At 56.8% G+C, this 25,831-nt stretch carries 18 protein-coding genes and 1 tRNA gene; 2 read left to right on the top strand and 17 right to left on the bottom strand.

Annotated features, from left to right (window positions below):
• Positions 1 to 4: 4 nt before the first annotated feature.
• The 3 genes from arcD to RS899_RS24750 form a co-directional block, all read right to left on the bottom strand.
• Positions 5 to 1,456, bottom strand: coding sequence for an arginine-ornithine antiporter (gene arcD, locus RS899_RS24760; protein ID WP_233297491.1), 1,452 nt, complete (start codon positions 1,454 to 1,456; stop codon positions 5 to 7).
• 586 nt (positions 1,457 to 2,042) lie between these two features.
• Positions 2,043 to 3,437: a sigma-54 dependent transcriptional regulator gene (locus tag RS899_RS24755; protein ID WP_315808305.1), complete on the bottom strand. Its 1,395-nt coding sequence runs from the start codon at positions 3,435 to 3,437 to the stop codon at positions 2,043 to 2,045.
• Positions 3,434 to 5,230: a sensor histidine kinase gene (locus tag RS899_RS24750; protein ID WP_315808304.1), complete on the bottom strand. Its 1,797-nt coding sequence runs from the start codon at positions 5,228 to 5,230 to the stop codon at positions 3,434 to 3,436. The genes RS899_RS24755 and RS899_RS24750 overlap by 4 nt, the downstream gene beginning before the upstream one ends.
• A 201-nt stretch (positions 5,231 to 5,431) precedes the next feature.
• Here RS899_RS24750 and RS899_RS24745 point away from each other — a divergent pair, with 201 nt between their 5' ends.
• Positions 5,432 to 6,547 carry an acyltransferase family protein gene (locus RS899_RS24745; RefSeq protein WP_315808303.1) on the top strand — a complete coding sequence of 372 codons (1,116 nt, stop codon included), beginning with the start codon at positions 5,432 to 5,434 and terminating at the stop codon, positions 6,545 to 6,547.
• A gap of 175 nt (positions 6,548 to 6,722) precedes the next feature.
• A complete protein-coding gene (locus tag RS899_RS24740; RefSeq protein WP_315808302.1) occupies positions 6,723 to 7,352 on the top strand; it encodes a class I SAM-dependent methyltransferase in 630 nt (209 codons plus the stop codon).
• Positions 7,353 to 7,427: 75 nt separating this feature from the next.
• Here the strand turns inward: RS899_RS24740 and RS899_RS24735 are convergent, their stop codons facing one another.
• From RS899_RS24735 to RS899_RS24670, 14 genes are all read right to left on the bottom strand, one after another.
• Positions 7,428 to 8,183: a glycosyltransferase gene (locus RS899_RS24735; RefSeq protein WP_233297486.1), complete on the bottom strand. Its 756-nt coding sequence runs from the start codon at positions 8,181 to 8,183 to the stop codon at positions 7,428 to 7,430.
• Positions 8,184 to 8,226: 43 nt separating this feature from the next.
• Positions 8,227 to 9,345 (bottom strand): glycosyl transferase, encoded by a 1,119-nt coding sequence (locus RS899_RS24730; RefSeq protein ID WP_315808301.1) that lies wholly within the window; start codon positions 9,343 to 9,345, stop codon positions 8,227 to 8,229.
• Positions 9,345 to 10,394: a non-hydrolyzing UDP-N-acetylglucosamine 2-epimerase gene (gene wecB / locus RS899_RS24725; protein WP_233297590.1), complete on the bottom strand. Its 1,050-nt coding sequence runs from the start codon at positions 10,392 to 10,394 to the stop codon at positions 9,345 to 9,347. Before wecB ends, RS899_RS24730 begins: the two co-directional genes overlap by 1 nt.
• 61 nt (positions 10,395 to 10,455) lie before the next feature.
• Positions 10,456 to 11,727 (bottom strand): hypothetical protein, encoded by a 1,272-nt coding sequence (locus RS899_RS24720; protein WP_233297484.1) that lies wholly within the window; start codon positions 11,725 to 11,727, stop codon positions 10,456 to 10,458.
• Positions 11,724 to 15,527 (bottom strand): glycosyltransferase, encoded by a 3,804-nt coding sequence (locus RS899_RS24715; protein ID WP_315808300.1) that lies wholly within the window; start codon positions 15,525 to 15,527, stop codon positions 11,724 to 11,726. The genes RS899_RS24720 and RS899_RS24715 overlap by 4 nt, the downstream gene beginning before the upstream one ends.
• Entirely contained in the window at positions 15,524 to 17,953 is a 2,430-nt protein-coding gene (locus RS899_RS24710; RefSeq protein ID WP_315808299.1) for a class I SAM-dependent methyltransferase, read from the bottom strand. The genes RS899_RS24715 and RS899_RS24710 overlap by 4 nt, the downstream gene beginning before the upstream one ends.
• On the bottom strand, positions 17,950 to 19,341 hold the full coding sequence (locus RS899_RS24705) for an ABC transporter ATP-binding protein (RefSeq protein WP_315808298.1): 1,392 nt from the start codon (positions 19,339 to 19,341) through the stop codon (positions 17,950 to 17,952). The genes RS899_RS24710 and RS899_RS24705 overlap by 4 nt, the downstream gene beginning before the upstream one ends.
• Positions 19,331 to 20,149, bottom strand: a complete 819-nt coding sequence (locus RS899_RS24700) for an ABC transporter permease (protein WP_233297480.1) — start codon at positions 20,147 to 20,149, stop codon at positions 19,331 to 19,333. Before RS899_RS24700 ends, RS899_RS24705 begins: the two co-directional genes overlap by 11 nt.
• A complete protein-coding gene (gene rfbC, locus RS899_RS24695) occupies positions 20,149 to 20,694 on the bottom strand; it encodes a dTDP-4-dehydrorhamnose 3,5-epimerase (RefSeq protein ID WP_233297479.1) in 546 nt (181 codons plus the stop codon). Before rfbC ends, RS899_RS24700 begins: the two co-directional genes overlap by 1 nt.
• Positions 20,694 to 21,575: a glucose-1-phosphate thymidylyltransferase RfbA gene (gene rfbA, locus RS899_RS24690; protein ID WP_233297478.1), complete on the bottom strand. Its 882-nt coding sequence runs from the start codon at positions 21,573 to 21,575 to the stop codon at positions 20,694 to 20,696. Before rfbA ends, rfbC begins: the two co-directional genes overlap by 1 nt.
• Positions 21,572 to 22,480: a dTDP-4-dehydrorhamnose reductase gene (gene rfbD, locus RS899_RS24685; RefSeq protein ID WP_233297477.1), complete on the bottom strand. Its 909-nt coding sequence runs from the start codon at positions 22,478 to 22,480 to the stop codon at positions 21,572 to 21,574. The genes rfbA and rfbD overlap by 4 nt, the downstream gene beginning before the upstream one ends.
• Positions 22,477 to 23,535 (bottom strand): dTDP-glucose 4,6-dehydratase, encoded by a 1,059-nt coding sequence (gene rfbB, locus RS899_RS24680; protein ID WP_233297476.1) that lies wholly within the window; start codon positions 23,533 to 23,535, stop codon positions 22,477 to 22,479. Before rfbB ends, rfbD begins: the two co-directional genes overlap by 4 nt.
• A gap of 604 nt (positions 23,536 to 24,139) precedes the next feature.
• Positions 24,140 to 24,215: transfer RNA gene (locus tag RS899_RS24675), tRNA-Thr, on the bottom strand.
• A gap of 75 nt (positions 24,216 to 24,290) precedes the next feature.
• Complete coding sequence (locus tag RS899_RS24670; RefSeq protein ID WP_054910724.1) at positions 24,291 to 25,829, bottom strand: DHA2 family efflux MFS transporter permease subunit; 1,539 nt, start codon at positions 25,827 to 25,829, stop codon at positions 24,291 to 24,293.
• Positions 25,830 to 25,831 lie beyond the last annotated feature (2 nt).

Below are 25,831 nucleotides of genomic sequence, written 5' to 3'. Positions count from 1 at the left end.
GGAGTTACAGAGTGAGGAAGCCGTCGTAGAGGCCATAGGCCGCGATCAGTGCACCGATCACGACTACTGCGAAGATGAGCTTCTCGACATTGGTGAAGATGGGTTGACCCACTTCATGTTTCGCTTTGGCGAAGAGGATGACGCCGGGCGCGTAGAGCAGCGCCGACAGCAGCAGGTATTTCAGACCGCCTGCGTAGATCAGCCACACCGCGTAGAGAACCGAGATACCGGCGATGATCAGGTCTTTGGTGCGGTCGGCCGAGTCGGTCTCGTAGGTCTCGCCCTTGACTGCCAGCAGCAGGCCGTAGGCCGCGGACCAGAAGTAAGGGATGAGGATCATCGAGGTGGCCAGCAGCAGCATCTTGGTGTACGGGTCCATGCCACCATCGGCGCTGCCGGAGGTGAAGAACACGATGACCAGGAAGACCTGCACGCAGATGTTGGTCAGCCACAGTGCGTTGGCCGGCACCTGGTTGGCGTTCTCCTTGCGGAGGAACTCCGGCATGGTGTGGTCCTTGGCGGCGGCGAACATGATCTCGGCGCAGAGCAGTACCCAGGAGAGCAGGGCACCCAGCAGGGAGATCAGCAGACCGACGCTGATCAGGACAGCGCCCCAGTGACCGACCACGTGCTCCAGCACCAGCGCCATCGACGGGTTCTGCAGCTTGGCCAGTTCCGGCTGGGTCATCACGCCCATGGACAGCACGTTCACCAGTACCAGCAGCAGCAGGACGGTGATGAAGCCGATCACGGTAGCTTTACCGACGTCCGAGCGTTTTTCCGCACGGGAGGAGAAGATGCTCGCGCCTTCGATGCCGATGAACACCCAGACGGTGACCAGCATCATGTTGCGCACCTGGTTCATCACGCTGCCCAGGTCAGGATTGCTCTTGCCCCAGATGTCCGCGGTGAAGATGTCCAGCTTGAAGGCGAACAGGCAGATCAGGATGAACAGGAACAGCGGGACGATCTTCGCCACCGTGGTGATGGTGTTGATGAACGCCGCTTCCTTGATCCCGCGCAGCACCAGGAAGTGCAGGGCCCACAAGAGGATCGACGCGCAGACGATCGCCGCGACGGTGTCACCCTTGCCGAAGATCGGGAAGAAGTAACCCAGGGTGCTGAACAGCAGGAGGAAGTAACCGACGTTGCCGAGCCACGCGCTGATCCAGTAACCCCAGGCCGAGGAGAAGCCCATGTAGTCACCGAAACCGGCCTTGGCGTAGGCGTACACACCGCCGTCAAGCTGGGGTTTGCGGTTGGCCAGAGTCTGGAAGACGAAGGCCAGGGTCAGCATGCCGACCGCGGTGATGGCCCAGCCGATGAGGATGGCGCCGACGTCTGCACTGGCCGCCATGTTTTGCGGAAGGGAGAAAATGCCCCCGCCGATCATGGATCCTACGACCAGGGCTGTCAGCGCGCCGAGTCGTAGTTTTTGGCTGCTTTCTTGCGACATTTAAGAATCTCCCTATAGGAAGTTGGAGAGTGACGCTATTAGGCGCCTGTCCCTGGGTGTCACCCCTGATTCAGGTCAATAGCTTGCTATCCAATGTATCGGGCAGTACTTCCTGCTCTGCCCACCCCGGATAAACCATAGGAGAGGTTTTGCATTAGTGCCCGATATAGAGGGGATTTCGTGAAGATTTGAGCGCGCTTTCATGACCGCAGAATGGCAGTCAAATGCAGAGGGCCAAGCGGAATGCGCCGTAGCTCTTGATTCCTAAGCGGCAGGCGTGCGTAGGACCGTTATGTAGGAAAGTCCTGAACGATGAAGAGGGGGGAGGAAATTGGCCGGGGCAGGATCACTGCACCCGGCGATGCGCCTTGCGAATAGAAGGCGCGAGATGGCAAGAAGCCCGAAGGACACCACCGGGTTCGTGGCCCGGTGGGGCGACGTGACAGGCACGCCGCGAGATGTGATGCACAAGGCAATCGCACCGATGTCGCAGAGCAAGGTGTGTGCCAGGGCGGAAGGCTACGTCAGAGCGCTCTGCAGCGCTGTTCGCCCTTGGTCGCAGAGGGTGCTATAGGCGGATTCCTGCTCAGGCGTCGGTGTCGTCGGCGGAAATTCCGCCACTGCCGGAGAACAGCAACCCATGTTTGCGCAGCTTGTCGTGCAGCGTCTTGCGGGGTATTCCCAGTGCCTCGGCAAGGCTGCGCAGGGAGTTGTGCGGGCGCCTCATTTCAGCGGCGATCAAGGAGCGCTCGAAGGATTCGACCTGTTCGTTCAACCCGCTGCCATGAATCGCCGACACGGTTTGGCCGCGGTTCTCGTCCAGACCCAGATCCAGCCCGAGTGCAAAGCGCTCTGCCGCATTCTGCAGTTCGCGGACGTTGCCCGGCCAGCCATGGGCCAGTAGCTGCGCCCTCTGGGCTGAGTCCAGCGGCCTTGCGCTCAGGCCATGGCGTTCTGCAGCGCGTTCGGCGAAGTGCTGGAACAGCAGCAGGATGTCGTCGCCGCGCTCGCGCAGCGGCGGAATGCGCAGGCTGGCAACATTGAGACGGTAGTAAAGGTCGGCGCGGAAGCGGCCTTCGTCCGAGGCGAGGCGAAGGTCCTCTTTCGTTGCCGCGATGATGCGGATATCCAGCGGGATGAGCTGATTGGAGCCCAGGCGTTCGACAGTACGCTCCTGCAAGAGGCGCAGCAGCTTGACCTGTACGTCCAGGCTCATGCTCTCTATCTCGTCGAGGAACAGGGTGCCGCCGTTGGCGAACTCGAATTTGCCGATGCGGCGTTTCTGCGCGCCGGTGAAGGCGCCCTGCTCATGGCCGAACAGCTCGCTTTCCACTACCGACTCGGCCAGCGCGCCGGCGTTGATGGCGACGAAGGGGCCATTGCGGCGATTCGACAGATCATGGAGGGCACGCGCCACCACTTCCTTGCCCGAGCCTGTTTCGCCCAGCACCAGAACATCAGCCTGGATTGCCGCCAGTGAGGCGACCTGCTGTTGCAGGCGTTGCATTGGCGCGGACTGGCCCACGAGGCGGCCCCGGACCTCCTTCTGCTCCGTCAGCGCCAGGCGCAGGCTGCGGTTCTCCAGCACCAGACGGCGCACGTCCAGCGCGCGGCGTACGCTGTCCAGCAGGGCATCGCTGGGGAAGGGCTTTTCCAGGAAGTCGTAGGCGCCCGAACGCATGGCCTTCACCGCGAGCGGCACGTCTCCGTGGCCCGTCACCAGGATCACCGGCAGCTCCGAATCTTGCGCGTGCAGCTGTTCGAGCAATTGCAGTCCATCGATGCCCGGCATGCGGATATCGCTGACGATCACTCCTGGCCAGTCGCGTGCCAGTTGGGGATCGATCCCTCGTGCATCGCCCAGCGGCACTACCTTGAAGCCAGCGAGGTCGAGTGTCTGGCAGAGCGCCTGTCGCAAATGCGGATCGTCATCGACCAGCAAAACCTGGGTCGTGGGATCGAAAGGCTCGGCCGAACTCATGCGCGGGTTTCCTCTTGCGGCGTCAGGGTCACACCGGGAACGCCCGGCAACAGATGCAATTGTACGAGAGCGCCGCCATCCGGGTGATTCCCAAGTTCCAGGCGGCCGCCGAGAGTGCGTAACAATGTGTCGCAGATGGCCAGTCCCAGGCCGAGACCCTTTGCACTGGTTTTGGTGGTGAAGAAAGGCTCCCGGGCATGCGCCAGGGCCTGCTCCGAAAAGCCGGGGCCGTTGTCGCGCAGCGAAACGATGACGCGCTCCGGCGTTTGCTCGGCGGTCAGCCAGATTCTCCGCGGCAGACCTTTCTCCGCAAGGGCGTCAAGGGCGTTGGAGATCAGGTTGGAAAGGATTTGCCGGAGCCGCGTTTCGCCCGCTTGTACCCAGAGTGCCGCATCCGGCAGATCTCGCAACAATTCGACGTTCATCGCCTGGCGCCGCTGCGCGACCAGGGCCAGAGCGTCGTTGATCGCCGGCTGCAACGCGACGTTCTCCGGAGCTCGACGGGCGCCGCGGGCATAAGCCTTGAGGTGGCCGATGATCGAGGCCATGCGCCCCGTCAGTTCGCCAATTTGTTGCAGGTTGCCGCGGGCATCGTCATAGCGCTCGTGATCGAGCAGAACGCGGGCGTTGTCGGCATAGCTGCGGATGGCCGCGAGCGGCTGGTTGAGTTCGTGGCTGATGCTGGCGGACATGGTACCCAGGGCGGTGAGTTTCCCGGCCTGTACCACTTCATCCTGGGCGTGCATCAGTTCGCGTTGCGCCTGCTCGCGGTTGCTGACTTCCTCCAATAGCCGGGTATTGGCGCCTTCCAGTTCCTGGGTGCGCTCCTGTACGCGCAGCTCCAGCTCATGCTTTGCCTGGGCTTCCAGGGCGATACGCTCAAGGAAGTGGCGGCGGCTAATCGTCAGCAGTGAAAGCAATAGAAGAAGGGCCACCAGGGTAGCTGCGCCGATCAGCACGACGCTGCGAACCGGGCCATCGACTTGGGTGCGCGGCGTATAGATGCTGACCGTCCAGCCGGTTTCCGGCAAATGACGGCTCTGGCTGATCCAGCGCCGCTGATCGATCTTCAGTGGCAGCGGATGTAGCACGGGATAGGGGATGTTCTCGGCAATCTCGCGCTGCTTGGCCGGCGACAGCTCCTTTCCGGTATGGAAGCGCCACGCGTTGCTGGAGGAGAGGATGACGACGCCGTTGGAGTCCATTACCAACAATTGCTCCGGCGTATTGCCCCAGAGCTGCTCCATATGCTCGAGGTCGACCTTCACCACCAGCACACCGAGCAGCTTTCCTCCGTCGCGCACGTCGCTGGCGAAATAGTAACCGCGTCGCTTGGACGTCGTGCCCAGGCCGAAGAATCTACCCTGACGGCCCTGGGTCGCTTCTTTGTAATAGGGGCGGAATGAAAAGTTTCGGCCGACGAAGCTATCGGCCTGGTCCCAGTTGGAGGCGGCGTGGGTCATGCCGTCCGCCTGAATCAGGTAGATGACGTCAGCCCCGGTGCGCCCGCGGATGCGCTGCAGCTCCAGGTTGGCGGCGTTCTGTGCTGTCAGGCTGTCAGGCGCCTGCAGAGCGGCGCGCAAGGTCGGCAGCTCGCCGAGGATCGGTGGCAGGTCCTCGTAACGGCGCAGGGTGCCCAGCAAGTTGGCGACGTAGAGGTCGAGGGTCTGCTGGTTCTGCTCGGCCAGTTGTTCGCTGTAGTAGCGCTGGGCGAAGTGGTGGAGGGGCCAGAGAAGTGGGGCGAGCAGGAACAACATCAGAGCCAGCGTGCGCCAGCGAGCGAAATGAATCATGGTGGCATCACATCAAGTTGTATCGCGCTATCGATATTATTTCACAATTTTCCTAGGTAATGACGTAATGTTGTTGCGTTCCTCTATTAACGGTGAATGTTCGAATGGTGAGGTCGGTTTGAGGCTTCGCTCCGATATCCCGCCCGTGATGGGGGTGAGAGGCAGGTATTTCGGTGAAACTATATAAGAAGAGTTAGTTAGATGAGCCAAAGAAATCTGGGTGTCGATGTTCTGCGTGGGCTGGGAATTCTCTTCGTGGTTTCCGGTCATGCTAGCAGTGGGTCAATGTTTTACCCGTTTGCGCCATATTCTTTTCATATGCCGCTATTCTTCTTCATATCGGGTTTGTTTTTTTTAGAGTCAAAGCATGATGGGGTGTTATCGGTTGTGCTGAAGAATGCAAAATCATTGTTGCTGTACTCGACACTTTATTACTTTGTATATGCTTTAGTGTGTCAGGTTATTCTGCGGCTTGGATTTTCGCAGTTGTATCATCCTCTCTCGCTGGATAGGCTATTCCTGAACCAGTTCGGTACAGGCGGTGCTTATGGTTTTACGGCGGCATACTGGTTTATTCCATGCCTGTTCTTCGTGAAGGTTTATTTTTCCCTTGTACATGCGAGAATAATCTCTTTCCTGAAAGGGCGATTCAGAGCGTGGTCTTCGATTTTTATGATTTCCTTGTATGCGGGTATAGCATTCTGGGCAGTCAATTCCAGCATGGATATGTATAGCGAAAATACGGTTACTTTGCAGCGGATGGTTATTTATCGATTTGCATTTGCTTTATTCTTCTATTATCTGGGGTCTCTTTTTATGGAGTACGGCCTGCAGAAGAGAATTGGGAATATTTTCTTGCTGGGGAGTGTTTACGTTATTCAGCAGCAATTGTGGGTCTATGCAGGTAATTTAGACTTCTGGATGCAGATTTCCAAGTATCAGCAGGCCTACCTGCCTGTTGTCAGTAGTGTCCTTTCTATTTTGTTCTTCTTCGGTATTTCCGATATCCTGGCGAAGAATCAATCCTTTAGTATGGTTCTGGGATATGTTGGGAAGAATTCTTTGCCTATTGTTCTTCATCACATATTCGGGTTCTTCACAGTGAATGCAGTTCTGTGTCTAATGGGAGTTATCCAGCCTGCCCAAGTGGTGAGTGTGTATTATCAATGGGATACAGTTCACACTTGGCCTTTGTATATGGCTGTCGGTGTGCTCTACTCGTTGCTGTTTGATCGGTATGTTTCAGGACCGATCGCAGGAAAGTTGCGATTCTGGCGAGGTGCGGTGATGCAGAAGTGCACGGGTTTGAGGGGCTGAAACTGGCGTCGCTCCAGTTGGTTTAGCAGAAAGTCGGCACCTGTTCTGGAAACGATCTTCTGCATTGCGTTTCGTGTGCTACGCTGAAGCGAGATTTCAAATCTCGTGGGCGTGTTGATTTACTGTTCGGCTTTACCCAATTTGCTGATTTTAGACTTCTCGAGGAATGCTAAAAGTGCCTAGTCGAATTGATAAAAGTCTTCAGGAAAGGTTTTCCACTGTTTTTTCAGAAAGATTATGGGGGGGGAGTGCGGAGACTGTCTCTGGGCCAGGATCATGCAGAGATAATCCGATGGTTGAAAAGGCGCTTGTAGGACTGACAGATGTCATAGAGCAGTTTGGAATTAAGTCAATCGCAGATATACCTTGCGGTGATTTCAATTTTATTGGTGAGGTGATTGGGAAGCATCCGGCGATAAAGTACACTGGGTACGATATAGTGGAAGATTTGGTCAGGTTGAATAGCGAGAGAAATCCTGGGTTCGAGTTTTGTGTTTTTGATATAGTCTCTGATATTCCTCCTCAAACTGATCTTGTCTTCTGTAAGGAGCTCCTGATTCATCTGGGGAATGATGATATCAATAAGGCTCTTTCCAATATCCGGAATTCTGGCTCGAAGTATTTTATGGCTTCTAACTCCTTTGGTGTCAAAAACGAAGAGCTTCAGCATAATTATCTAGGATATGCACGCCCTATTGATCTGCTTGCCGAGCCATTCGCACTTCCAACTGCCCTTTGGCGAAATGCTTTCTATGCACTTTGGCGCTGTGAAGATATATCTGTTTTCGAAACTGAAAAGCACTGATTTTGATTTGATAGCTGAGCCCTCGATTTTCGAGGGCGTTTAATTCTTACGTCGACGAGTGGGTGTGCAGGCAGCCTAGTGATTCGTCAACTTTCTAGGCTGACATGCAGTTCTGGGGAGGCGGCCCCAATAGCGAAGATAGTATCTTCCCATACTGCACAAGTGCCAGCGCAAGTGTCGAAGATTGCTCCGGCTGGCGCGGCGGGCGTCATGTAAAGCCTGTGTGTCAGTGCACAGAGCGACCTTCAGGCCCGACCGCCAGACTCGGGTGCATATATCTACGTCTTCATAGTAGAGATAGTAGTTTTCGTCGAAGCCGGACAAGCTGGCGTAATCTCTGGCATTGAACAGCATGAACATCCCAGCTATCCAGTCCGGATACATGGTGCCCTCTCCGGTCTGAAGGCTGTAACGATGCTGTGTTCCACCAAATGGCCGCAGCATCAGTTCGCGGAGGCTGGGAAAGCGCCTGGCACTGTCTTCGATAGTGCCTGCGGGTGAGATAATCAATGGTGCTATCACGCTAGTCTGATAGCGAGCCATTGCATCGAGCAGGGCCGGGAAGGGATTTCCGATGAGGCTGATGTCTGGATTGAGAGGGCAAAAACACGCTTGGTTGCAGAGTTTGAAAGCCGCATTGTGATTGGCGCCGAAGCCTTTGGGACGATCGTTTTCTACCACCACGATCCTGGGGTCGGATGGCAGGTCAATGCGTTCCGGAACATTCAGCGTGACCACTATCTGTTTGACTTCCGAGATGTCGATCAGAGACTGTACAAGCTCATTGACCATCCGACCATGGGTATGACTGACTATGGAGACGGCAATCATCTATGCGCTCCAGGCAAATAGGGCGAGAATGAAGTCCCAGTGCTCACACTGACGTTTCCCGCATCAGAAGGTTTGTGCCATCGAAGCGTGTGTTCCAGGAATTCTTCGCCGCAAAATCCCCGCACAGCGCCTGATCATCATTGAAAGATAGTGCCTGGGCTGCCAGAGAGCTAATATCTTCGATCGAGCCGCTTATGAAGGCGCCGGGCTCGTTCCTTCTGAACTTCATTTCGCCGAAATCAGTGGATAGGACTGGTAGCCCGGATGCCCGATATTCGTAGTATTTGATGGGGTCCACCGAGGCGGTCAGTTTATTCTCCCTGAACGGAATGATGCCGACATCGAATCCCAGCAATGCTTTCATTGCATCTGCGTGATTGCAGGGTGGGAGCAATTGCACGTTGTTGGGCAGAGGCGTCCGCGGTGGAGCGAAAACCGGTCCGATCAGGCAGATCCTGTCGTTGGGCCTCAACTCTGCAAGTCTTATCACCCAAGCCCAGTCGAACCACGCGGCGATTGTCCCGACATAACCGAACGTCTTGCTTTCCTGCTTATCTTTTTTCTGTCGTCCAGCACTGGAAAAGCACTTCTGATCCAGTCCGTTCGGTACGAGTTGGAGATTGGGCTTGCTGTTGCTCCAACGATGCTTGAGGCGGGTACTGGTTACCCAAAGTTTGTCGACCCGCTCGACCAACCGCTTCTCGCAATTCATCATGGAGGCTCTGGAAAGCCCCTTGTAGAAGGCGGGAAATTCATCCATCGCGTCATAGACCGATGGCACGTCGGGCAGTTGTGCCAGTACACGAAGGGCCAGGTGGCTCGGCTTGCCAACCACGATGAGAGTATTCTCGGCGCCGGCGAAGACCTGAAGCTGATCCAGCAGCTTGCCCCAACATAATCGATTGATTTGGGCGATTCCGGGTAGGGGCTCAATCGGGAGCGCCCGAGGGATCGCGAGCTGCAGCCAGGAATAATACTCCTGGGCCTCCCCGGGCAGTGATTTTTCCGGACGCTTGAAGTCATTCAATTGCGGCAAGCGTGTGGGGTAGGGATCTACCCAGAATACTTCTCCCCCAGTGCGCAGATGAAACCACTCTACGAACTTCTGCGGCCGTTGGGCAAAGCTCGACCATGGAACTGGTGAGAGATAGATGAGGCGCATTAGCAGAAATGCTCTCGCAGCGCCTTTACGATGCGCTCTGATGCGTGTCCGTCGCCATAGGGCGAAATACCACGAGCCATCGCCTTGTAGGCCTCCTCGTCATCCAGCAGGCGCTGAGTTTCTGCGAGAATCCTGTCATGGTTGGGGCCTACCAGCTTGACTACGCCATGCTCCACCGCCTCGGGTCGTTCCGTTTCATCACGAAGCACCAGCACTGGTTTACCCAGCGCGGGGGCTTCTTCCTGTACTCCGCCGGAGTCGGTCAGGATCAGATAGGCGCGTTTCATGGCCGCTACGAACGGTGCATAGTCCAGCGGTTCGCAGAGCGTGAAATTGGGGACATTGCCAAGGAATTCATAGGCGACATCCTTGACGTTGGGATTGGGGTGGACGGGGTACAGGAACTGCACATCGGGATTAGCCTGCGCAAGCTTCTGCAGTGCTCGGCAAATATTGCGGAAAGGCTCGCCGAAGTTTTCCCGGCGATGAGAGGTCACCATCACCAGGCGTTTGCTCGGGTCCAAGTCGATACCCAATTCCAATGGTTTGGATGCTGTCATCAGTAGGGCATCGATCACCGTATTCCCCGTGACCAGGATCTCGCTCTCGGGAATACCTTCCTTCAGAAGGTTCTGGCGAGAGCCCTCCGTAGGTGCGAAATGCCAATGAGCCAGTTTTCCCGCGATGACGCGATTGGCCTCTTCGGGAAACGGGTTCTGCATGTCCCAGGTCCGCAGGCCCGCTTCGACGTGGCCGACGGGAATACGGTGATAGAAGCAGGCCAGTGCGGCTGTCATGACCGTCGTGGTATCACCCTGAACCAGCACTACATCCGGTTTTTCTGCCAGGAGGACGTCGTCCAGATCGAGCAGTAATCGTGCGGTCAGGGTAGTCAGCGCCTGGTTCGGTCGCATGATATCCAGATCGATATCTGGTTCGATGTCGAAGAAGTTCAAGACCTGATCGAGGATGTGGCGGTGCTGGGCCGTTGCCAGCACTCGCACTTCAGCCCACGCTTCGTTTTTCAGCGCGAGAATGACTGGCGCCATCTTGATGGCTTCGGGACGCGTGCCTACAACACAAAGAATCTTTTTCTTACTCACTTGGACCTCATTCATTGGTCTGAATCGCTTGCCTCTGCAGGCTCTCGATTCTGCTGATATAGCTATGTGCACGAACATCCCAGCTATTGGCTAGGGCAAGGGACCTGAGCCGACTTTTGAAGTTTAGGTCCTCGCACTTCGCCAGTGCATTTTCGATGCCTGCAACGACTTCCTGTGCGTCGCCTCCAGTGAATACCTCTTCAAAGGCAGTGCATTCCAGCATGTCGCTGGTGACGACAACGGGTTTCTCCAACGCGAAGTATTCGAAAAGCTTCAATGGCGATGTCGACTGTGCGATTTCACCTTTGATGAAAGGAATAAAGCAAACATCAAACAGCTCGGCATGTGCCGGAAGATGTTCGTAGTTCACCGGGCCCAGATACAGGACGTTTTCCCGTTTCGGCAAGCTCGGTACGCAGCCGCTGTAGTCGGGACCGATGAAGACAAAACCCTTGTTGGGTAGTAGGCGGCATACCTGATCGATCAGGTCATACCAGAGCCAAGGGGCTATCGCGCCAAAGTAACCAATGACCTCGGCATGCTTTTTCCTGAACTCGATCAGTTGTTGAGATACGGATGATATCTGCAGTTTTCCATGGTCGTAATGCTGGATGTCGACGGCGTTCGGAAGAGAGAGGCTGCGTTCCACCCCGCATTTCTTCTCGGCTTCCGCGAAAAGCAATTGAGCGGAAGCCACCACAAGGTCAGACTGTTCGAAGGCGGCTTTCTTGAGCTCCTGCAGTCGGCGCAAATTTGCCTGGCCCCCCGAGATTGAGGCGTCAATGTGATCTATGTACTCATAGATCGTGATGCCGACCAATTTGGCTTCCAGCAAGTTCCTGTCGGTTGCAAACAGCGAGGTACTGTAGAAGCAGCGGACTGCGCCAGGCAGGGTGTCGAGATTTCCGTCGTTGACCAGCCACAGATTTTCAGTGACTGGCCTGAAGCCGGAGACACCATCGCCTGTCGTCTTGTAGAGCACCAGGGAACCACAGCGCGCCAGTGCGAGCGCTAAGTGATGCGGTCGCTGGTACAGGGTTATCGACCAATCCAGATTGGTCTCGAAAATAAAAATCGGCCCACGCCTTTGGCCGGCCAGCGGCCCTTGGCGGAACTCCTCCCAGGTAAGGTCGCCAGGCTGGTATTGGCCTCGCTTGGTGCTGGTTCTGAACCAGCGTACAAGTGAATGACGGAGTCCGTGCAGGTGATTCCGCAGCGCGGCGGGCATCAACCAGAATGCCCGTCGCGCCAAGCCATACAGCATTGCATTGACGTTCACTTGGACCCCAGAACTGCTTCCTGGCTTGTTGGGAGGTCGACCGTGACCAGCTCCGCCTCGCCGATGATGCCTGCGATCAGTTCAAGATATTTTCCGTAACTGGCTTTCCGGTCGATGGCAATCACCTCCGCCTCTGTCAGGTCAGGGCATTCCGGAGACTGACAAACCGCGATCATCGCGTTCGTCAGGCGCTGCTCGAAAGCGGTACTGGATTGCATTTCCCAGATAGGTCCGTCGTATTCTTTGATCTCGTGGGCGGGGCTGACGAGGTGTACTCCCCTCTTCCCGGAGAAAGACGAAGCGACGCCCACATTACTGATTACGGATGGAAGATTGGCCTGTAGCGCTTCGAGCAGGGTAAGTGGGCCACCCTCGAAGAAGGTTCCGCTGACAAAGGCGTCTGCCATCGCGAGGTAACTCTGGATGCCGGGTGCCGTTCCTGCGTATAGCGCTTTTCCTTGCAGACCGTTGCTGGCGATATAGTCCTGCAGTTCCTGCAGAAGTTGCTTTTCATAAGCAGGGCCGAGGATAACCAGCCTGGCGTCCGGGCAGGTCTTCAGTACTTGTGAAAATGCCTTCAGCGTGCCCAGATGATTTTTCTGATGGTTGATGGCACCTACGTCAAGGAATACAAAATTCTCTTGGTGGAATCCGTATTGCTGACGTAGCCGGGAGCGTTCTGCGCTCTTGTCGATCTTTGCGAAAAGCGACGTATCGATACCGTTATGAATGACGAAGCACTTTTCGGGCGCTACTCCCAGGCGAGCGATGCTGTAGTTTTTCACCTGTTCAGAAACAGCGATGAAAGAGTCGGTCAGTGTGGCTTCACGAGCGAATCGTCGGCGGTCTACGTCGTTGAACCACATGTAGATGTTGTGAAGTACCTGAACGAATGGAATCGTCCGGTCATGGATGTTCTCGATGCCCAGATTGCAGTAGTGCCCCATCACCATTCTGGGCTTCAGGTGTTCAATGATGCTCGCGTGAGAGGCGGCATCGAATTTGCGGCACACCACGGTCAGATTATGTTTTCTTGCCTGTTCGACGGCAGGGCCTGCATTTCCCAAGACCAGAAGAACAACGCGGAACGAGGCTTCAGAGAGTGTCTGGTTGAGGTCGATCACGACATTCTCAAGGCCACCAGCTTCGAAGTTTTCGACCTGAACCAGGATGTCGCACTGCTCGGGAAGTTTCTCAAGTTCCGACTGCACCAGTGCTTCCGGTGCTGCGGGCTGTGGGGCCTTTGTGCGCAAGAGGGGAGCAATGGCAGCCCAGGCGCGACGGGACAGGCGTCCGGCTCGGGTGTGGGCTGGAAGTGCGCGGCGCACCTTGCTCTTTGCCGAGGCCAGGAGCGCTGCTTTGCTTGTTGGCTCGGTAAAGTACTGATAAATCTGCTCGGCCCCGGTCTGGCGCACCTGCTTGAGCTTTTCATAGACCGACAGGTTTACCAGAGCCATTCCTGCACGCTCCGCTTCGGAAGGGAGCGTCGAGTTGAGGAAATCGCCCAGGGTGATGAATTGCATGCCGAGGGCCTTGAAATCGCCAATATCCTCGCAGTCGACGATAGGGATGATGCCCATTGCCAGATACTCGACCAGTTTGGTCGGGCAGGCCACCCGGTTGACGATGATGTCTTCGCGAAGGATGAAGCCGTAGTGGCATTTCGCGTAGATCTTCATCAGCTCGGCATGTGGTTTGGCGTCTACAGTGACACTCTCAAGTAGCGCCTCCGGCAGCATTGCCCTGACAGTGGACGGCTCAGGGCAATAGAAGTGATGCTGGCAACGGTCGGACGTCTTCATGATCGCGTCGATCATCTTCGGGACCTGCTGCCACTTATGCAGGCCGCCTGCATACACGACGATCGGCTTGCCATCTGCCAGCGGCCGACTTGCAACGTCGGGAGCAAAGCTGGGGAACATCGGAAACTCAACGGTACGGGCCTGCAGTTGATCGCGGAACTTCTGTTGCAGGTACTGACGCATGGCGTTCGTCACGACTATCGCCAAACCAGCCTTTTTTACCGCGAGCCGTTCTTCCTTGTCATAGATGAGGGCGCTGAAATAGTCATTGTGCATGCGGAACTCTTCCGGCACGACACCATGAATGTCCACGGCCTTTCGAATGAATGGCAGGTGCAGCAGTTTGCCGAAGCGATTGTCGTACATCCGCAGGACGCTGTGGAAATAGATCTTTCGGCAGCGCAAAGCGGCAGCCAGGGCGAACAGCCTGGCAACCGCTCTGTGCTTCCTGCTGCCAGTTACGCGCAGGACGATGACACCTGCTTCAGGTCGATCAAACCAGGTATCACGGCCGCGAAGCTCTTCGGTCTCGACATAGACACGCCAGTGATTGGGGAACAGCCGATCGACGATCTGAATTCGCTGGAAGTACCCATCACTTTGACGCTCTGGATAGAAGTACCCGCCGAAGAATACGACGCCGTTGAACTGCCGAATGAACTGGAAGCCTTTTTGCGCCAGGGAAATCATTCGGGCCAATTTGCCGTGACCCTGTGGATTCGATGGGGCAAAGCTCGATGGAGGTGGTAGCGCTTTACTGCTGCCGGTTTTGGTAGCAAGGCCGTTGATGAAGAAGTGAATGGCGAAATTGCTGTCAACGCGTTCATGGATGGCAAGTGCAACCCGGTCCAACTGCCCGACTATTTCCTGGCTTTTGTGTCCATTGTCTCGGCCGACAGTCAGGATGGCGTCCAGATTATCGACCGCAATTTGCCAGAAAGCCTGAATGTTTCCATAGGATCTGGCTTGTGCTACTTGGTCTAGGAGAGCCTGCGGTGCCGAGTCTGCATTGGCTTTTAGGGCTTCGGATAGATTGCTGAATTCAGATTCGAAGTAGGTGATCTGATGCTTCAGGCCCGCCCGGTGTAGCTCAAGGAACACTGCTTGTTCAGGCGTTGGATGGCCGTCCTTGAGAGCGAACTCGATATCGCTGGTGAAGGAAACAATCGGCTTTTCGGGGCGGCGCTTCCAGGTAATCGAGTGCTTGGCTTCCAGATAGCTTTTGTTCTTCTGAGCTCTTGCGCTGAAGTATTCATACTGGAGCTTGCCGAACGAAGCGGATCCCCAGTGGTGGATGTAAACATCTCGGGCAAGGAATATCTCGTAACCGCCCTCGATTGCCCGCAGGCAATAATCGTCGTCTTCGAATCCGCCAGGGAAGAAGGTCTCGTCCAGCAGGCCCAGATCATCAAGTGCCTTTCTCGACAATAGGACGCAGAAGAAGGTGACATCCGCAGCAACTAAGTTGCCTTTCCACGCCTTGTTCCAGCGCTCGGCGAAGTCCTGTACGCGTAGATAGGGAGCTTCGGGAATTTCGTTGCTTTGAGAGGCGATGAACTCCGACAGCTGGGCCTCGTAGTCCACGGGGATGCATTGTTCCCCATCGGCCTTGTTGGTGGCTGAACTGATAATGTCCTTGCGATAGGCCTGCAACCTGTCGAGCCAGTGATCGGTGACTATCACGTCGCTGTTCAGGAGACAGACGTGAGTGATTTCAGGATCGTCCAGAAACGCTCTGATACCGACGTTGTTTCCCCCGGAGAAGCCAAGGTTTTCTGGCTGTTCGATATACTGCCAGTCGCCGCCAACCTCGGCGATGTGGTCTACCATCAGCTCGCGAATTCTTTCCTGTTCGTTTGGTTCGGAGGCGTTATCCACCAAAATCAGCTTGAACGGAGATTCGTTGTGCGCACGCCGGACACTGGACAGGGTTGCCTTGACTGCTTCGAAAGCATTGAAAGAGACGATGACTATTCCGGTATTCGTTGCGTAGGTCATGGCTTTTTCTTGGTCATGAATTGATTGAGCGCGCGTTTGAGAAGACTGGGGCGAACGGATTTCTCATCAGCATCCGTATGCTGGTGATTTTCCTTCTCGGCAGCGTATTCGGCAGTGGGCTGAGGCTGCGCTGCCTGGTGTTGGCGCAGCTCCTGAGCAAGAGCTTGCGCTTGCTCACTTTGGCGGATGACTTCTCGGGCCAGTGACTGAGCGTGCTCATCCTGTCGTGCGACTTCTTTCGCCAGCGCCTGGGCGTGTTCATCTTGATGCATGACTTCGCTGGCCAGCTCGTGAGAGCGCAGATGCAGGCGCTCAACTTCATGAGCCAGGGTCTTCAGGCGAGCATCCTGCTCTGCGACGAGCGAAAGTAGGGCTTGCGTTGATCCTTCAAGATTCCGAATCTGCTCATTGCGAGCGCTGAGCTGGCGCTCGAAAAAGCCTTGGCTTTCAACGAGGAACAGACCGGGTTTGTCTTGTTCCTCATCCAGGACTTTGAGCATGTAAGCCGCTCGAGAGGCCTTGTCCATCAACTGGGCCATTTCGGAGAATCCAAAGGGCAGAGGGGACTCGGGGAGGCCAATTACGTTCAGCCACGAGCCTGATGTAAGGCGGATAGCCTCACGGACAGCCCGCAGCAGGTATTGTCGGGCCTTTTCAGGATTCTGCTGGCTAACCGACAGGACAGCCAACCAATGAAAGGCGTCCAGCGTCTTGTTGCCCAACAATGGGCTGTACTTCATTACATCCAGCGATGCGCAGGCTTCGTAGAGTTCAATCGCTGCCAGCCAGTCACCTGAGAGCCTGGCGGTTTCGGCCCTGACGAAGAGCAGGGAGACCTGCCAGCGCAACTGGTGCGGAGTGGGCTCGCTGATCGATTCGTAGCCTTTAGCCTGTTCTTCGAGAGTCTGCGACGGCTTCGGTAGGCCCTCTGATTCAGATAGTTGGCTATATAGGCTGCCGCATAACGCGGCGCCGAAGTCGACCGACTCGGCAGATGCGCGCTCCAAGGTCTGCGTCTGGAGCTGACTGAGCAATTGGCTCGAGTTCGCGCGCATGCCTCTGGATACCATCGAGCGGAGCAGCCAGGGATTGGTGTAATCCCGGGCAAATGCTGAAACGTGAAAGTCTTCGGAGGCTGGCAGCTTCCAGGAGACTTCCTGATAGGGAATCTCCTGGGCAGCGATCGGATCCGCCATTCCGACCAGCAGTATCCACTCACCATCCTGTGGCAGAGGGCTGTCGGGATCAACTTCGACCCAACTGCGTGGCGAGAAATGGCAGCGCATTGCGCCGCCTGCCGTCTGCAGGAAGCCTCGCTCGAGCAGGAAGTAGTGGCTCAGTTCCTTGACCAGGCGGTCCCAGGTGTAGACATGCAAGTGGTGAGGATTAGGATCTTCACCGGTTTCATCCGCCCAGTTGTTCGGAGCGCAGACCATTATGCGGCCGGAGGGTTTGAGGACGCGCTTGAGCGCCTTCAAATACTCCAGCGGGTACGGAACGTGCTCGATGGTTTCAAATGCGCTGATGAAGTCGATGCTGTTGTCTGGGATCTGCTCCAGCGCCTGGGCATCACCCACCAGGAACTCCAGCTTGCCGGGGAGGCCGTAGTGGGCGTTGGCGTAATCGATGCCGAAGTCGCTCAGATCGACGCCGATAACGGAGTGTGCTTGGGAGGAGGCATAAAGGATATGGCTGCCATAGCCAAGCCCACAGGCCACGTCGAGAACTCTATCGCCTGGGCGAATCAGCTCTGCGGCCATGTGGTAGCGAATACAATGGGCATCGCTGCGGCGACCCGTTTCGCGGAGCATGTCGGTATGCAGCAGGCGCTCCTCTTCCAGTACCAGCAGGTCGAAACTCTGCAGCGCCGCTATTGGTACTTTCTCCAGCAGGATGTAGAGCTGATCGCTGTCTTCATTCAGTGCTGCGTAGGGATTTGCCCGGTAATACAGAGGATGCTTTCGAAATCCTGCTTCGTAGCAGCGCGTTTCCCACCAGCCGCGTGACTCACGAATGGCCGGATTCTCGTCCTGTTCGGTAGAGGTGGATATACGCAGGAACACGTAGCGGGACGTCACCCGGCGAATTTCCCTCAGCGCCAGAGCTAGTTCATCCTGGGATAGAGTCTCCAATTGGCCTGCGCTGACCAGTGTTTCAAAATGCTCATCGGGGAAAGGCAGCTCTGTGGCGTAGCCCGGGGTGAAGCGGTCCCCCATTGCGCTGCCGGGGGCGACGAGGCCGAAGGCATTCTGACCTGAGGCCAAAAGCTTTGCGACAAGCGCAGGCTCCAGCGAGAGGACCTTTCCGAAGCCGCAGCTCCTGCCAAGGAGATCCGTCAACTCTTCAGTTAGTGTTGGATCTGCCGACGCTCCGGCTTGGCGTGCTTCCGCGGTGGGCTGCTCGGGGGAGAACTGCTGTTCGCTCATTTCCAGGTCGCCTTCATACGCAAATCTGAGAGTCCGCCAAAGAAGTATTCATCCTGGCGCATCAACGCCTGGAAGAATGCAGCCTCATCTTTCCAGTGCAGCGTTCGCTGTGCCTGGTAGTCTGGGGTCTCCTCGAAGGTGATGGCGGCCTGGATCTCATAGAGATTGGGGCCCAGAATCGAATCACACTCGAGCCAGACATCGAACTCTTCTCCCGTCTGGATCTTTCGCTTCCAGAAAATCTCACCCTCCTGCGCTTTGGCGAGAATCTGCATGTCCTGGTTCAACGTGCCCCAGGAGTAAATCTTGATGCCTTCCCGATTGCGAATACGGATGGATACGTTAATTCGATCCGAGGTGATCCTGGATCTGCAGGTCACTTTGATACGGACGCGGTCGCCAGGGTAGAAGACCGCGCTGGGTTCTCCCTCTGCGTCGTAGGTCTTCACCGAGATGACTTCCATGCCACCGTCGCCAAACGACATATTGTCGGTCCGCCCAGCCACGCTCGGCGCCGCCTGCGGTGCCTCGTCGATGATTGTTGCCGTTTGGGTCTCCTGCACAACTTCCGCTTCGGGCTCAACTGACTGCTCTGGAATGAGGCTGGCGAAGTAGGCTGACTCTTCTTCATGCAGCAGTTTTCGATACGCCAGCAGCACCTGCGAGGAAGAGCCTTGCATGACCTCCTGGCCGCCTTTGAGAAGGATCGAGCGGTGCGTCAGCGTGCGTACGGCTTCCTGGTCGTGAGAGACGAAGAGAAGGGTTACACCATCGGACAGAAGCTTCTCGATGCGTGAGAAGCATCTTTTCTGGAACAGCGCATCACCCACGGCCAGTGCTTCATCGACAATCAAAATGTCCGGATCGATCTGGACCTGTACTGCAAAGGCCAGCCTGACCAGCATGCCACTGGAGTAGGTCTTCACCGGCTGGTCGAGGTACTCGCCGATGTCGGCAAACGCTGCAATCTTGTCAAAGCGCTGGTCGACCTCGTCTCGACTCATACCCAGCAACATTGCGTTCAGGTAGACATTCTCCCGTCCGCTGAAATCTGGATTGAAGCCGGAGCCCAATTCGAGAAGTGCCGCTACCCGACCATGGGTGCTCACGATCCCCACTGTCGGCGCAAGTGTGCCGGTAATCAATTGCAGCAGAGTACTCTTGCCGCTTCCGTTGCGCCCGACGATGCCAAAGGACTCCCCTCGTTTCACTTCGAAGGAAATGTCGCGAAGTGCCCAGTGTTCCTTGTAGTGCACTGTCTGAGGCATGCTCAGGACGCGCTGGACGGGCGGAAGGATGAACTGTTTCAGTCTGTCGCGGGGCGAGGAGTAGATTTCATAGCGCTTCCCGAGCCCGTCGACCTTGATCGAAATCTCGTCAGAGGACATCGGCAAATCCCTTTCTGGTTTTCTGGAACCAGGCATAGCCGATCCAGGCAAAAACGGCGGAGGCGAGGGTTTGCACCAGCCAGTGGTCCCATTGGACGTGCTGCTTCCAAATTAGAATTCCTCTGGTCTGTTCTATGAGGAATGTCATGGGGTTCAGCTGAAAGATTACGTGCATCTGCTCGGGCAGGGCGCTGATTGGATAGAAGACCGGGGAGAGTAGCATCAGGGCAGGAATCACTGCGGTGACCACTTGGTTGACGTCGCGCAGGTAGACGCCAAGCGAGGCAAGAATCCAGCTGAATCCCAGAGTGAGCAGGACCAGTGGAATCAGAATCAGTGGTAGGTAAAGTACTTGAATCGCCGGAATACCAAAGAATACTAGATAGAAGAGCAGCCATACCACGAGGCTGGCGATGAAGTGGAATCCGGCGGCGCCCACCAGTACGAATGGCAGTGTCTCGAGTGGAAAAACTACTTTCTTCACATAGTTGGGATTGCCGAGCACGAGAGTCGGTGCCCGCCCCAGGCACTCGGCGAAGAAGTTGAATATCAGCAGGCCTGAAAATAGGACCAGGGCGAACTCCGTCTTCGATTCGCTGCCTCCTGGCCATCGGGCCTTGAAGACAGTGCTGAAGAAGAAGGTATATACCGTCAGCATCAGAATGGGGTTGAAAAGCGACCACAGAATGCCGAGCAGCGAGCCTTTGTAGCGACCGATAACTTCTCGTTTCGTCAGTGCCAGGAGCAATCCGCGGTTATTCCAGTAGCTTGACAGAAGAGAGCGTGGCGACGTCGAGGCAACAGGCATCAGGAGAACGCCTCGGCATCTTTGAGCGCCAAACCCTGGGCGTCTTTGGCGGAAAGCACTGGGGCGCTTTCGAGCGGCCAGTCGATTGCCAACTCGGGGTCGTCCCACTGGATGCAGCGCTCATGCTTGGGCGCATAGTAGTCGGTGGTCTTGTATAGGAAATCTGCGGATTCGGAGAGTACCAGGAAGCCATGTGCGAAGCCTTCGGGAACCCATAGCTGATGCTTGTTCTGGGCGCTGAGAATGGCACCTGCCCACTGACCAAAAGTAGGTGATGAGCGTCTAAGGTCAACGGCGACGTCGAAGACTTCTCCTTGCACCACTCGAACCAGTTTTCCTTGAGGATTCTGGACTTGATAGTGGAGCCCACGCAGCACGTTCCTGTCGGAGCGCGAGTGGTTGTCCTGGACGAAGTTCAGCGAGCGGCCAATAGCCTCCTCAAACTGCCGGTGATTGTAACTCTCGAAGAAGAAACCACGGTCGTCGCCGAATACTTTTGGCTCGAGCAGAACGACTTCCGGAATGGCAAGACGAGTAGCTTTCATTAATAGACAGTCTCAACGAGCAGGCGTTTAAGATATTGACCGTAGCCATTCTTGGATAGGGGGGCGGCCAGGGCTTCGAGTTGCTCTGCACCGATCCACTTCTGTCGGAAGGCGATCTCTTCCGGGCAGGCTACTTTTAGTCCCTGGCGGTTCTCCAGCGTTGCGATGAAGCTGCTGGCTTCCAGCAGGGAATCGTGGGTTCCAGTGTCTAGCCAAGCGTACCCGCGACCCATTATCTCCACGGAGAGCGTGCCGCTCATCAGGTATGCACGATTGACGTCGGTAATTTCCAGCTCCCCGCGAGCCGAGGGGGTGATGCTCTTGGCTATGTCTATGACCTTATTGTCATAGAAGTACAGCCCGGTGACCGCATAGCTAGACTTGGGCGTGACGGGTTTTTCTTCAAGACTGATGGCCCGGCCGCATGCGTCGAACTCAACGACGCCGTAGCGCTCAGGGTCATGCACATGATAGGCAAAGACGCTGGCGCCATAAGGGCGCCGCATCGCATTGGCCAACAGCTCTTGGAAGTCATGGCCATGATAGATGTTGTCGCCCAATACCAGGGCGCAAGGATCCCGGCCAATGAATTGCTCGCCGATCAGGAATGCCTGTGCCAATCCATCTGGGGATGGCTGGATGGCATACTGTAGATTCAGCCCCCACTTGCTCCCATCTCCGAGCAGTTGCTCGAAGCGCGGAGTGTCCTGCGGCGTAGAAATCACAAGGATGTCCTGGATTCCCGCGAGCATCAGAGTGCTCAGTGGGTAATAGATCATCGGCTTGTCGTACACCGGCAGGAGTTGCTTGGAAACTGCGAGAGTTGCTGGGTGCAACCGGGTGCCGGAACCTCCGGCGAGAATAATTCCCTTGCGCTTCATAGTGCTCCCTGGCCTACCAGCTCTCTGACCATACGACTCACGTGATACTCCCAATCGGGCAGCTCCAGACGGAATGTTCGTTGCAGCTTTTCATTGGCCAGCCTGGAGTTTGCCGGTCTTCTGGCTGGTAGCGGATATTCCGCGGTCGTGATGGGTGTGACACATTCCGGTGTTGCACGAAGCTCGCAGCCCTGGCGGATTGCTTCGGCAATCGTGAATTGCGCGTAACGGTACCAACTGGTTTCCCCGCTGGCGACCAGGTGATAAGTGCCAGCGGCTCGCTCCCGCAATTTCGGGTCCACGCTGAGGCGGCTCAGTACCAGGGCTGTTATGTCGGCGATGAGCTCGGCACTGGTGGGGGAGCCTACTTGATCGGCGATTACGCGCAACTGATCCCGCTCTTTCGCCAGCCGCAGCATCGTCTTGGCGAAGTTCGCGCCACGGGATGCGTAGACCCAGCTGGTGCGGAAGATCAGGTGCTGACAACCACTGCTGCGGATCGCCAGCTCGCCCTCTAGCTTGGTCTGGCCATAGACGCCCAGCGGCCCCGTTGGCGCGTCTTCGTCGAAGGGCTGGTCACCGCTGCCATCAAATACATAGTCGGTAGAGTAATGAACCAACCAGGCGCGGTTTCTGAAGGCCCAGCCTGCAAGGGTGGACACGGCCTCGCAATTAACTCTGCGTGCGTTGTCCTCGTCGTGCTCGGCTTTGTCGACTGCCGTATAGGCACCCGCGTTGACGATGAAGTCAGGGTGCTCTTTGTCCAATAGGCGCTCAAGGCTCGCGGAGTTGGATAGGTCAGCACGGGCTCGGTCGCACACTACGAGACGGGCCAGTGGAGACAGGGCACGTTGCAGCTCCCATCCGACCTGACCGTTGGCACCTAATAGCAGGATCTTGTTCATGCGTATTGCTTGCCCACCCACTCACGGTATGCGCCGCTGGTCACATTGTTGACCCAGTCCTGATGCTCAAGGTACCAGCGCACCGTCTTGCGGATTCCTGTCTCGAAAGTTTCGGCCGGCCGCCAACCCAGCTCCCGCTCAAGCTTCGAGGCGTCGATCGCGTAGCGGCGATCATGGCCGGGTCTGTCTTTGACGAAAGTAATCTGCTCCCGGTAACTCCGTCCGTCGGTACGTGGCTGCTCCTCATCAAGGATGTCGCAGAGGGTATGGACGACTTCGATGTTGGCTTTCTCGTTCCAGCCGCCAACGTTATAGGTTTCCCCGAGCTCACCGGACTCCAGCACCCGTCGAATCGCCGTGCAGTGGTCCTTGACGTACAGCCAGTCGCGGATCTGCTGGCCATCTCCGTAAATGGGCAAAGGTTTTCCTGCAAGCGCGTTATGGATAATCAGTGGGATCAACTTTTCCGGGAAGTGGAATGGACCATAGTTGTTCGAACAATTAGTCGTGAGAACAGGAAGTCCATAGGTATGGTGATATGCCCTGACTAGGTGGTCTGATGCCGCCTTAGACGCCGAATAGGGACTATTGGGTTCGTACTTATTATTTTCGCGAAACGCAGGTTCGTCCCTGTCCAAGGAGCCATACACTTCGTCGGTGGAAACGTGCAGAAAGCGGAACTCGGATCTTTCGGTTTCAGGTAGCCCGCTCCAATAGGCCCGGACTGACTCGAGGAGATGGAAAGTACCGACAATGTTCGTCTGAATGAACTCTTCTGGGCCATGGATCGAGCGATCAACGTGCGATTCGGCAGCGAAGTTCAGTACTGCACGCGGCGCATGCTCTGCCAGTAGGCAATTAAGTAGGGCTCGGTCACCGATATCGCCCTGGACAAATACGTGCCAGGAATTCCCCTCCAGACCGTCCAGGTTCTGACGATTTCCCGCGTAGGTCAGTTTGTCGAGACTGATGACTTTCTCATCAATGTTCGCAAGCCAGTCGAGGACAAAGTTGGCGCCGATGAAGCCGGCGCTGCCGGTAACGAGGATCGTCATAGAGTCAGTCCTTTTCGAGTGTTGGACGTTCGAGGTGATCCATGGGGGGGCTCATGCTCACTGCCATATATTCCCAATGAGGCCTTCGAGTGCTTGTGCTTGCCTCTTGCTAGGGAGAACACGCCCTCCATGGCGGGGGACGGCAAGCAAAGTGAGCGCGTGATGGAGGGGCGTCCCTGAATAGCAGGGCCCTGGTGCGGCGCGTCACTGCCAGAGGGTAAGCGATGTGTGGTCAGGCTACTATCGGGAGCGACGAAGTAGCCTTGCCTTGCCTCTGCGAGGTGGGATGCTTGAGTGGGAAGAGAATGCAGCGTGCGCTTATCCATGAATATCGCGAGCATTGGCACGAAGGCAGAGCTGACGGGCAATACCTCCTGCGGTTCCGTCCGAGGAAATGCAGTTCTGTTTATTGCGATTGCCAGATGGTCACTCTGGCAGGATGCAGCAAGGGTAGGAGCGGCAAGTATAGCCATCGAATCGACACTTGGGATCGGCTCGAAAGGAGCCCCCGAAAAATGACGTAGACAATTGCGCAACGAAAAAGGTTCGTTGCCGTACCTGCATATAGCAAAAATCCCGCTGAAAGGCGGGATTTTTAAGTTTTTGGTGCCGGCACCAGGAGTCGAACCCGGGACCTACTGATTACAAGTCAGTTGCTCTACCAGCTGAGCTATACCGGCAAGGAGGGCGGCCATTATAGCCATGCCAACCTTTGTGTAAACCACTGATTTGTCAGACTCATCCGACAGTTTCTGTCAGTGTCCTCCGGCCGTCGCCGCGCCGGGCTTGGCGCCGAAGGGGGGCTTGGCCAGGCAGATGATGACCAGCATGGCGAGGAACAGCCAGCCAAGCAGCGTGAAGTAATCGATGGTGCTGATCATGTAGGCCTGGCTTTCCACCATGCGTTCGAGCAGGGCGGCGCTGTGCTGGCCGGGGCCGCCCAGTTGTTCGACGGTGGCGCGGGTGGCCGGGTCGTACTGGCTGATGTTCTCGGTCAGGTAGGCGTGGTGCATGGTGGCGCGGCGGTTCCAGATCCAGGTGGTGAGGGATGCGGCGAAGCTGCCGGCGAGGGTCCGCAGGAAGGTCGCCAGGCCCGAGCCGTCGGCGATCTGGTCCGGCGGCAGGTCGGAGAGCAGGATGCTCAGGATCGGCATGAAGAAGAATGCCACGCCAAGGCCCATGAACAGTTGCACCAGGGCGATGTGCATGTAGTCGACGTCAGTGGTGAAGTCGGCGCGCATGAAGCAGGTCGCCGCCATCGCCAGGAAGGCCAGGCCTGCCAGCAGGCGAAGATCGAAATTGTTCGCGTAGCGGCCGACGAGCGGCGACAGGAAGACCGGCAGGATGCCGATCGGCGCTGCCGCCAGGCCCGCCCAGGTAGCGGTGTAACCCATCTGCGTTTGCAGCCACTGCGGCAGCAGCAGGTTCATGCCGAAGAAGCCGGCGTAGCCGCCAACCAGTGCCATGGTTCCTACCGTGAAGTTGCGGTGCACGAACAGTCGCAGATTGACGATCGGGTGCTTGTCGGTCAGCTCCCAGATCACGAAGACCGCCAGGGCGATCACCGCGATGACCGTGCCACCGATGATAAAGCCGGATTCGAACCAGTCCAGGTCATTGCCCTTGTCGAGCACGATTTGCAACGCCCCGACGCCGATCACCAGCATCGCCAGGCCCATGTAGTCCATCGGCGCGTGCTTGATCACGACCGGGCGGGCGCGCAGTTGCTGGTAGACGACCATGGCGGCGAACAGGCCGATGGGCACGTTGATGAAGAAGATCCACGGCCAGCTGTAGCTGTCGGTGATCCAGCCGCCGAGGATGGGCCCGGCAATGGGCGCTACCACCGTCACCATCGCCAGCAGTGCCAGTGCCATCCCCCGTTTCGCTGGGGGATAGATGGAGATCAGCAGGGTCTGGGTAATCGGGTAGAGCGGCCCGGCAACGAAGCCCTGGATGGCACGGAAGCCCACCAGCATGCCCATCTGCTGCGCGACGCCGCAGAGGAACGAGGCAATCACGAAGAGCAGGGTGGCGGCGATGAACAGCCGCACTTCGCCGATCTTCCGGCTGAGCCAGCCGGTCAGCGGCAGGGCGATGGCGTTGCTCACCGCGAACGAGGTGATGACCCAGGTGCCCTGCTCGGAGCTGACCCCTAGGTTGCCGGAGATGGTCGGCAAGGCGACGTTGGCGATAGTGGTGTCGAGCACCTGCATGAAGGTCGCCAGCGATAGGCCGATGGTGGCCATGACCAGGCTGGGTGGGCTGAAACTGCTGCTGTTCTGCTGGCTCATGG

It is taken from the genome of Pseudomonas sp. C9-3 (assembly GCF_032392015.1).
In the GTDB taxonomy this organism is placed as follows: Bacteria; Pseudomonadota; Gammaproteobacteria; order Pseudomonadales; family Pseudomonadaceae; genus Pseudomonas; species Pseudomonas nitroreducens.
Note: the sequence above shows the minus strand (reverse complement) of the source record. Positions and strands in the feature narration are given on the sequence as shown.

What these genes read in the sequence shown, in the direction of transcription:
- arcD (WP_233297491.1), bottom strand. Translation starts at nt 1,456, where the DNA reads ATGTCGCAAGAAAGCAGCCAAAAACTACGACTCGGCGCGCTGACAGCC.
- RS899_RS24755 (WP_315808305.1), bottom strand. Translation starts at nt 3,437, where the DNA reads ATGAGTTCGGCCGAGCCTTTCGATCCCACGACCCAGGTTTTGCTGGTC.
- RS899_RS24750 (WP_315808304.1), bottom strand. Translation starts at nt 5,230, where the DNA reads ATGATTCATTTCGCTCGCTGGCGCACGCTGGCTCTGATGTTGTTCCTG.
- RS899_RS24745 (WP_315808303.1), top strand. Translation starts at nt 5,432, where the DNA reads ATGAGCCAAAGAAATCTGGGTGTCGATGTTCTGCGTGGGCTGGGAATT.
- RS899_RS24735 (WP_233297486.1), bottom strand. Translation starts at nt 8,183, where the DNA reads ATGATTGCCGTCTCCATAGTCAGTCATACCCATGGTCGGATGGTCAAT.
- RS899_RS24730 (WP_315808301.1), bottom strand. Translation starts at nt 9,345, where the DNA reads ATGCGCCTCATCTATCTCTCACCAGTTCCATGGTCGAGCTTTGCCCAA.
- wecB (WP_233297590.1), bottom strand. Translation starts at nt 10,394, where the DNA reads ATGGCGCCAGTCATTCTCGCGCTGAAAAACGAAGCGTGGGCTGAAGTG.
- RS899_RS24715 (WP_315808300.1), bottom strand. Translation starts at nt 15,527, where the DNA reads ATGACCTACGCAACGAATACCGGAATAGTCATCGTCTCTTTCAATGCT.
- RS899_RS24710 (WP_315808299.1), bottom strand. Translation starts at nt 17,953, where the DNA reads ATGAGCGAACAGCAGTTCTCCCCCGAGCAGCCCACCGCGGAAGCACGC.
- RS899_RS24705 (WP_315808298.1), bottom strand. Translation starts at nt 19,341, where the DNA reads ATGTCCTCTGACGAGATTTCGATCAAGGTCGACGGGCTCGGGAAGCGC.
- RS899_RS24700 (WP_233297480.1), bottom strand. Translation starts at nt 20,149, where the DNA reads ATGCCTGTTGCCTCGACGTCGCCACGCTCTCTTCTGTCAAGCTACTGG.
- rfbC (WP_233297479.1), bottom strand. Translation starts at nt 20,694, where the DNA reads ATGAAAGCTACTCGTCTTGCCATTCCGGAAGTCGTTCTGCTCGAGCCA.
- rfbA (WP_233297478.1), bottom strand. Translation starts at nt 21,575, where the DNA reads ATGAAGCGCAAGGGAATTATTCTCGCCGGAGGTTCCGGCACCCGGTTG.
- rfbD (WP_233297477.1), bottom strand. Translation starts at nt 22,480, where the DNA reads ATGAACAAGATCCTGCTATTAGGTGCCAACGGTCAGGTCGGATGGGAG.
- rfbB (WP_233297476.1), bottom strand. Translation starts at nt 23,535, where the DNA reads ATGACGATCCTCGTTACCGGCAGCGCCGGCTTCATCGGCGCCAACTTT.
- RS899_RS24670 (WP_054910724.1), bottom strand. Translation starts at nt 25,829, where the DNA reads ATGAGCCAGCAGAACAGCAGCAGTTTCAGCCCACCCAGCCTGGTCATG.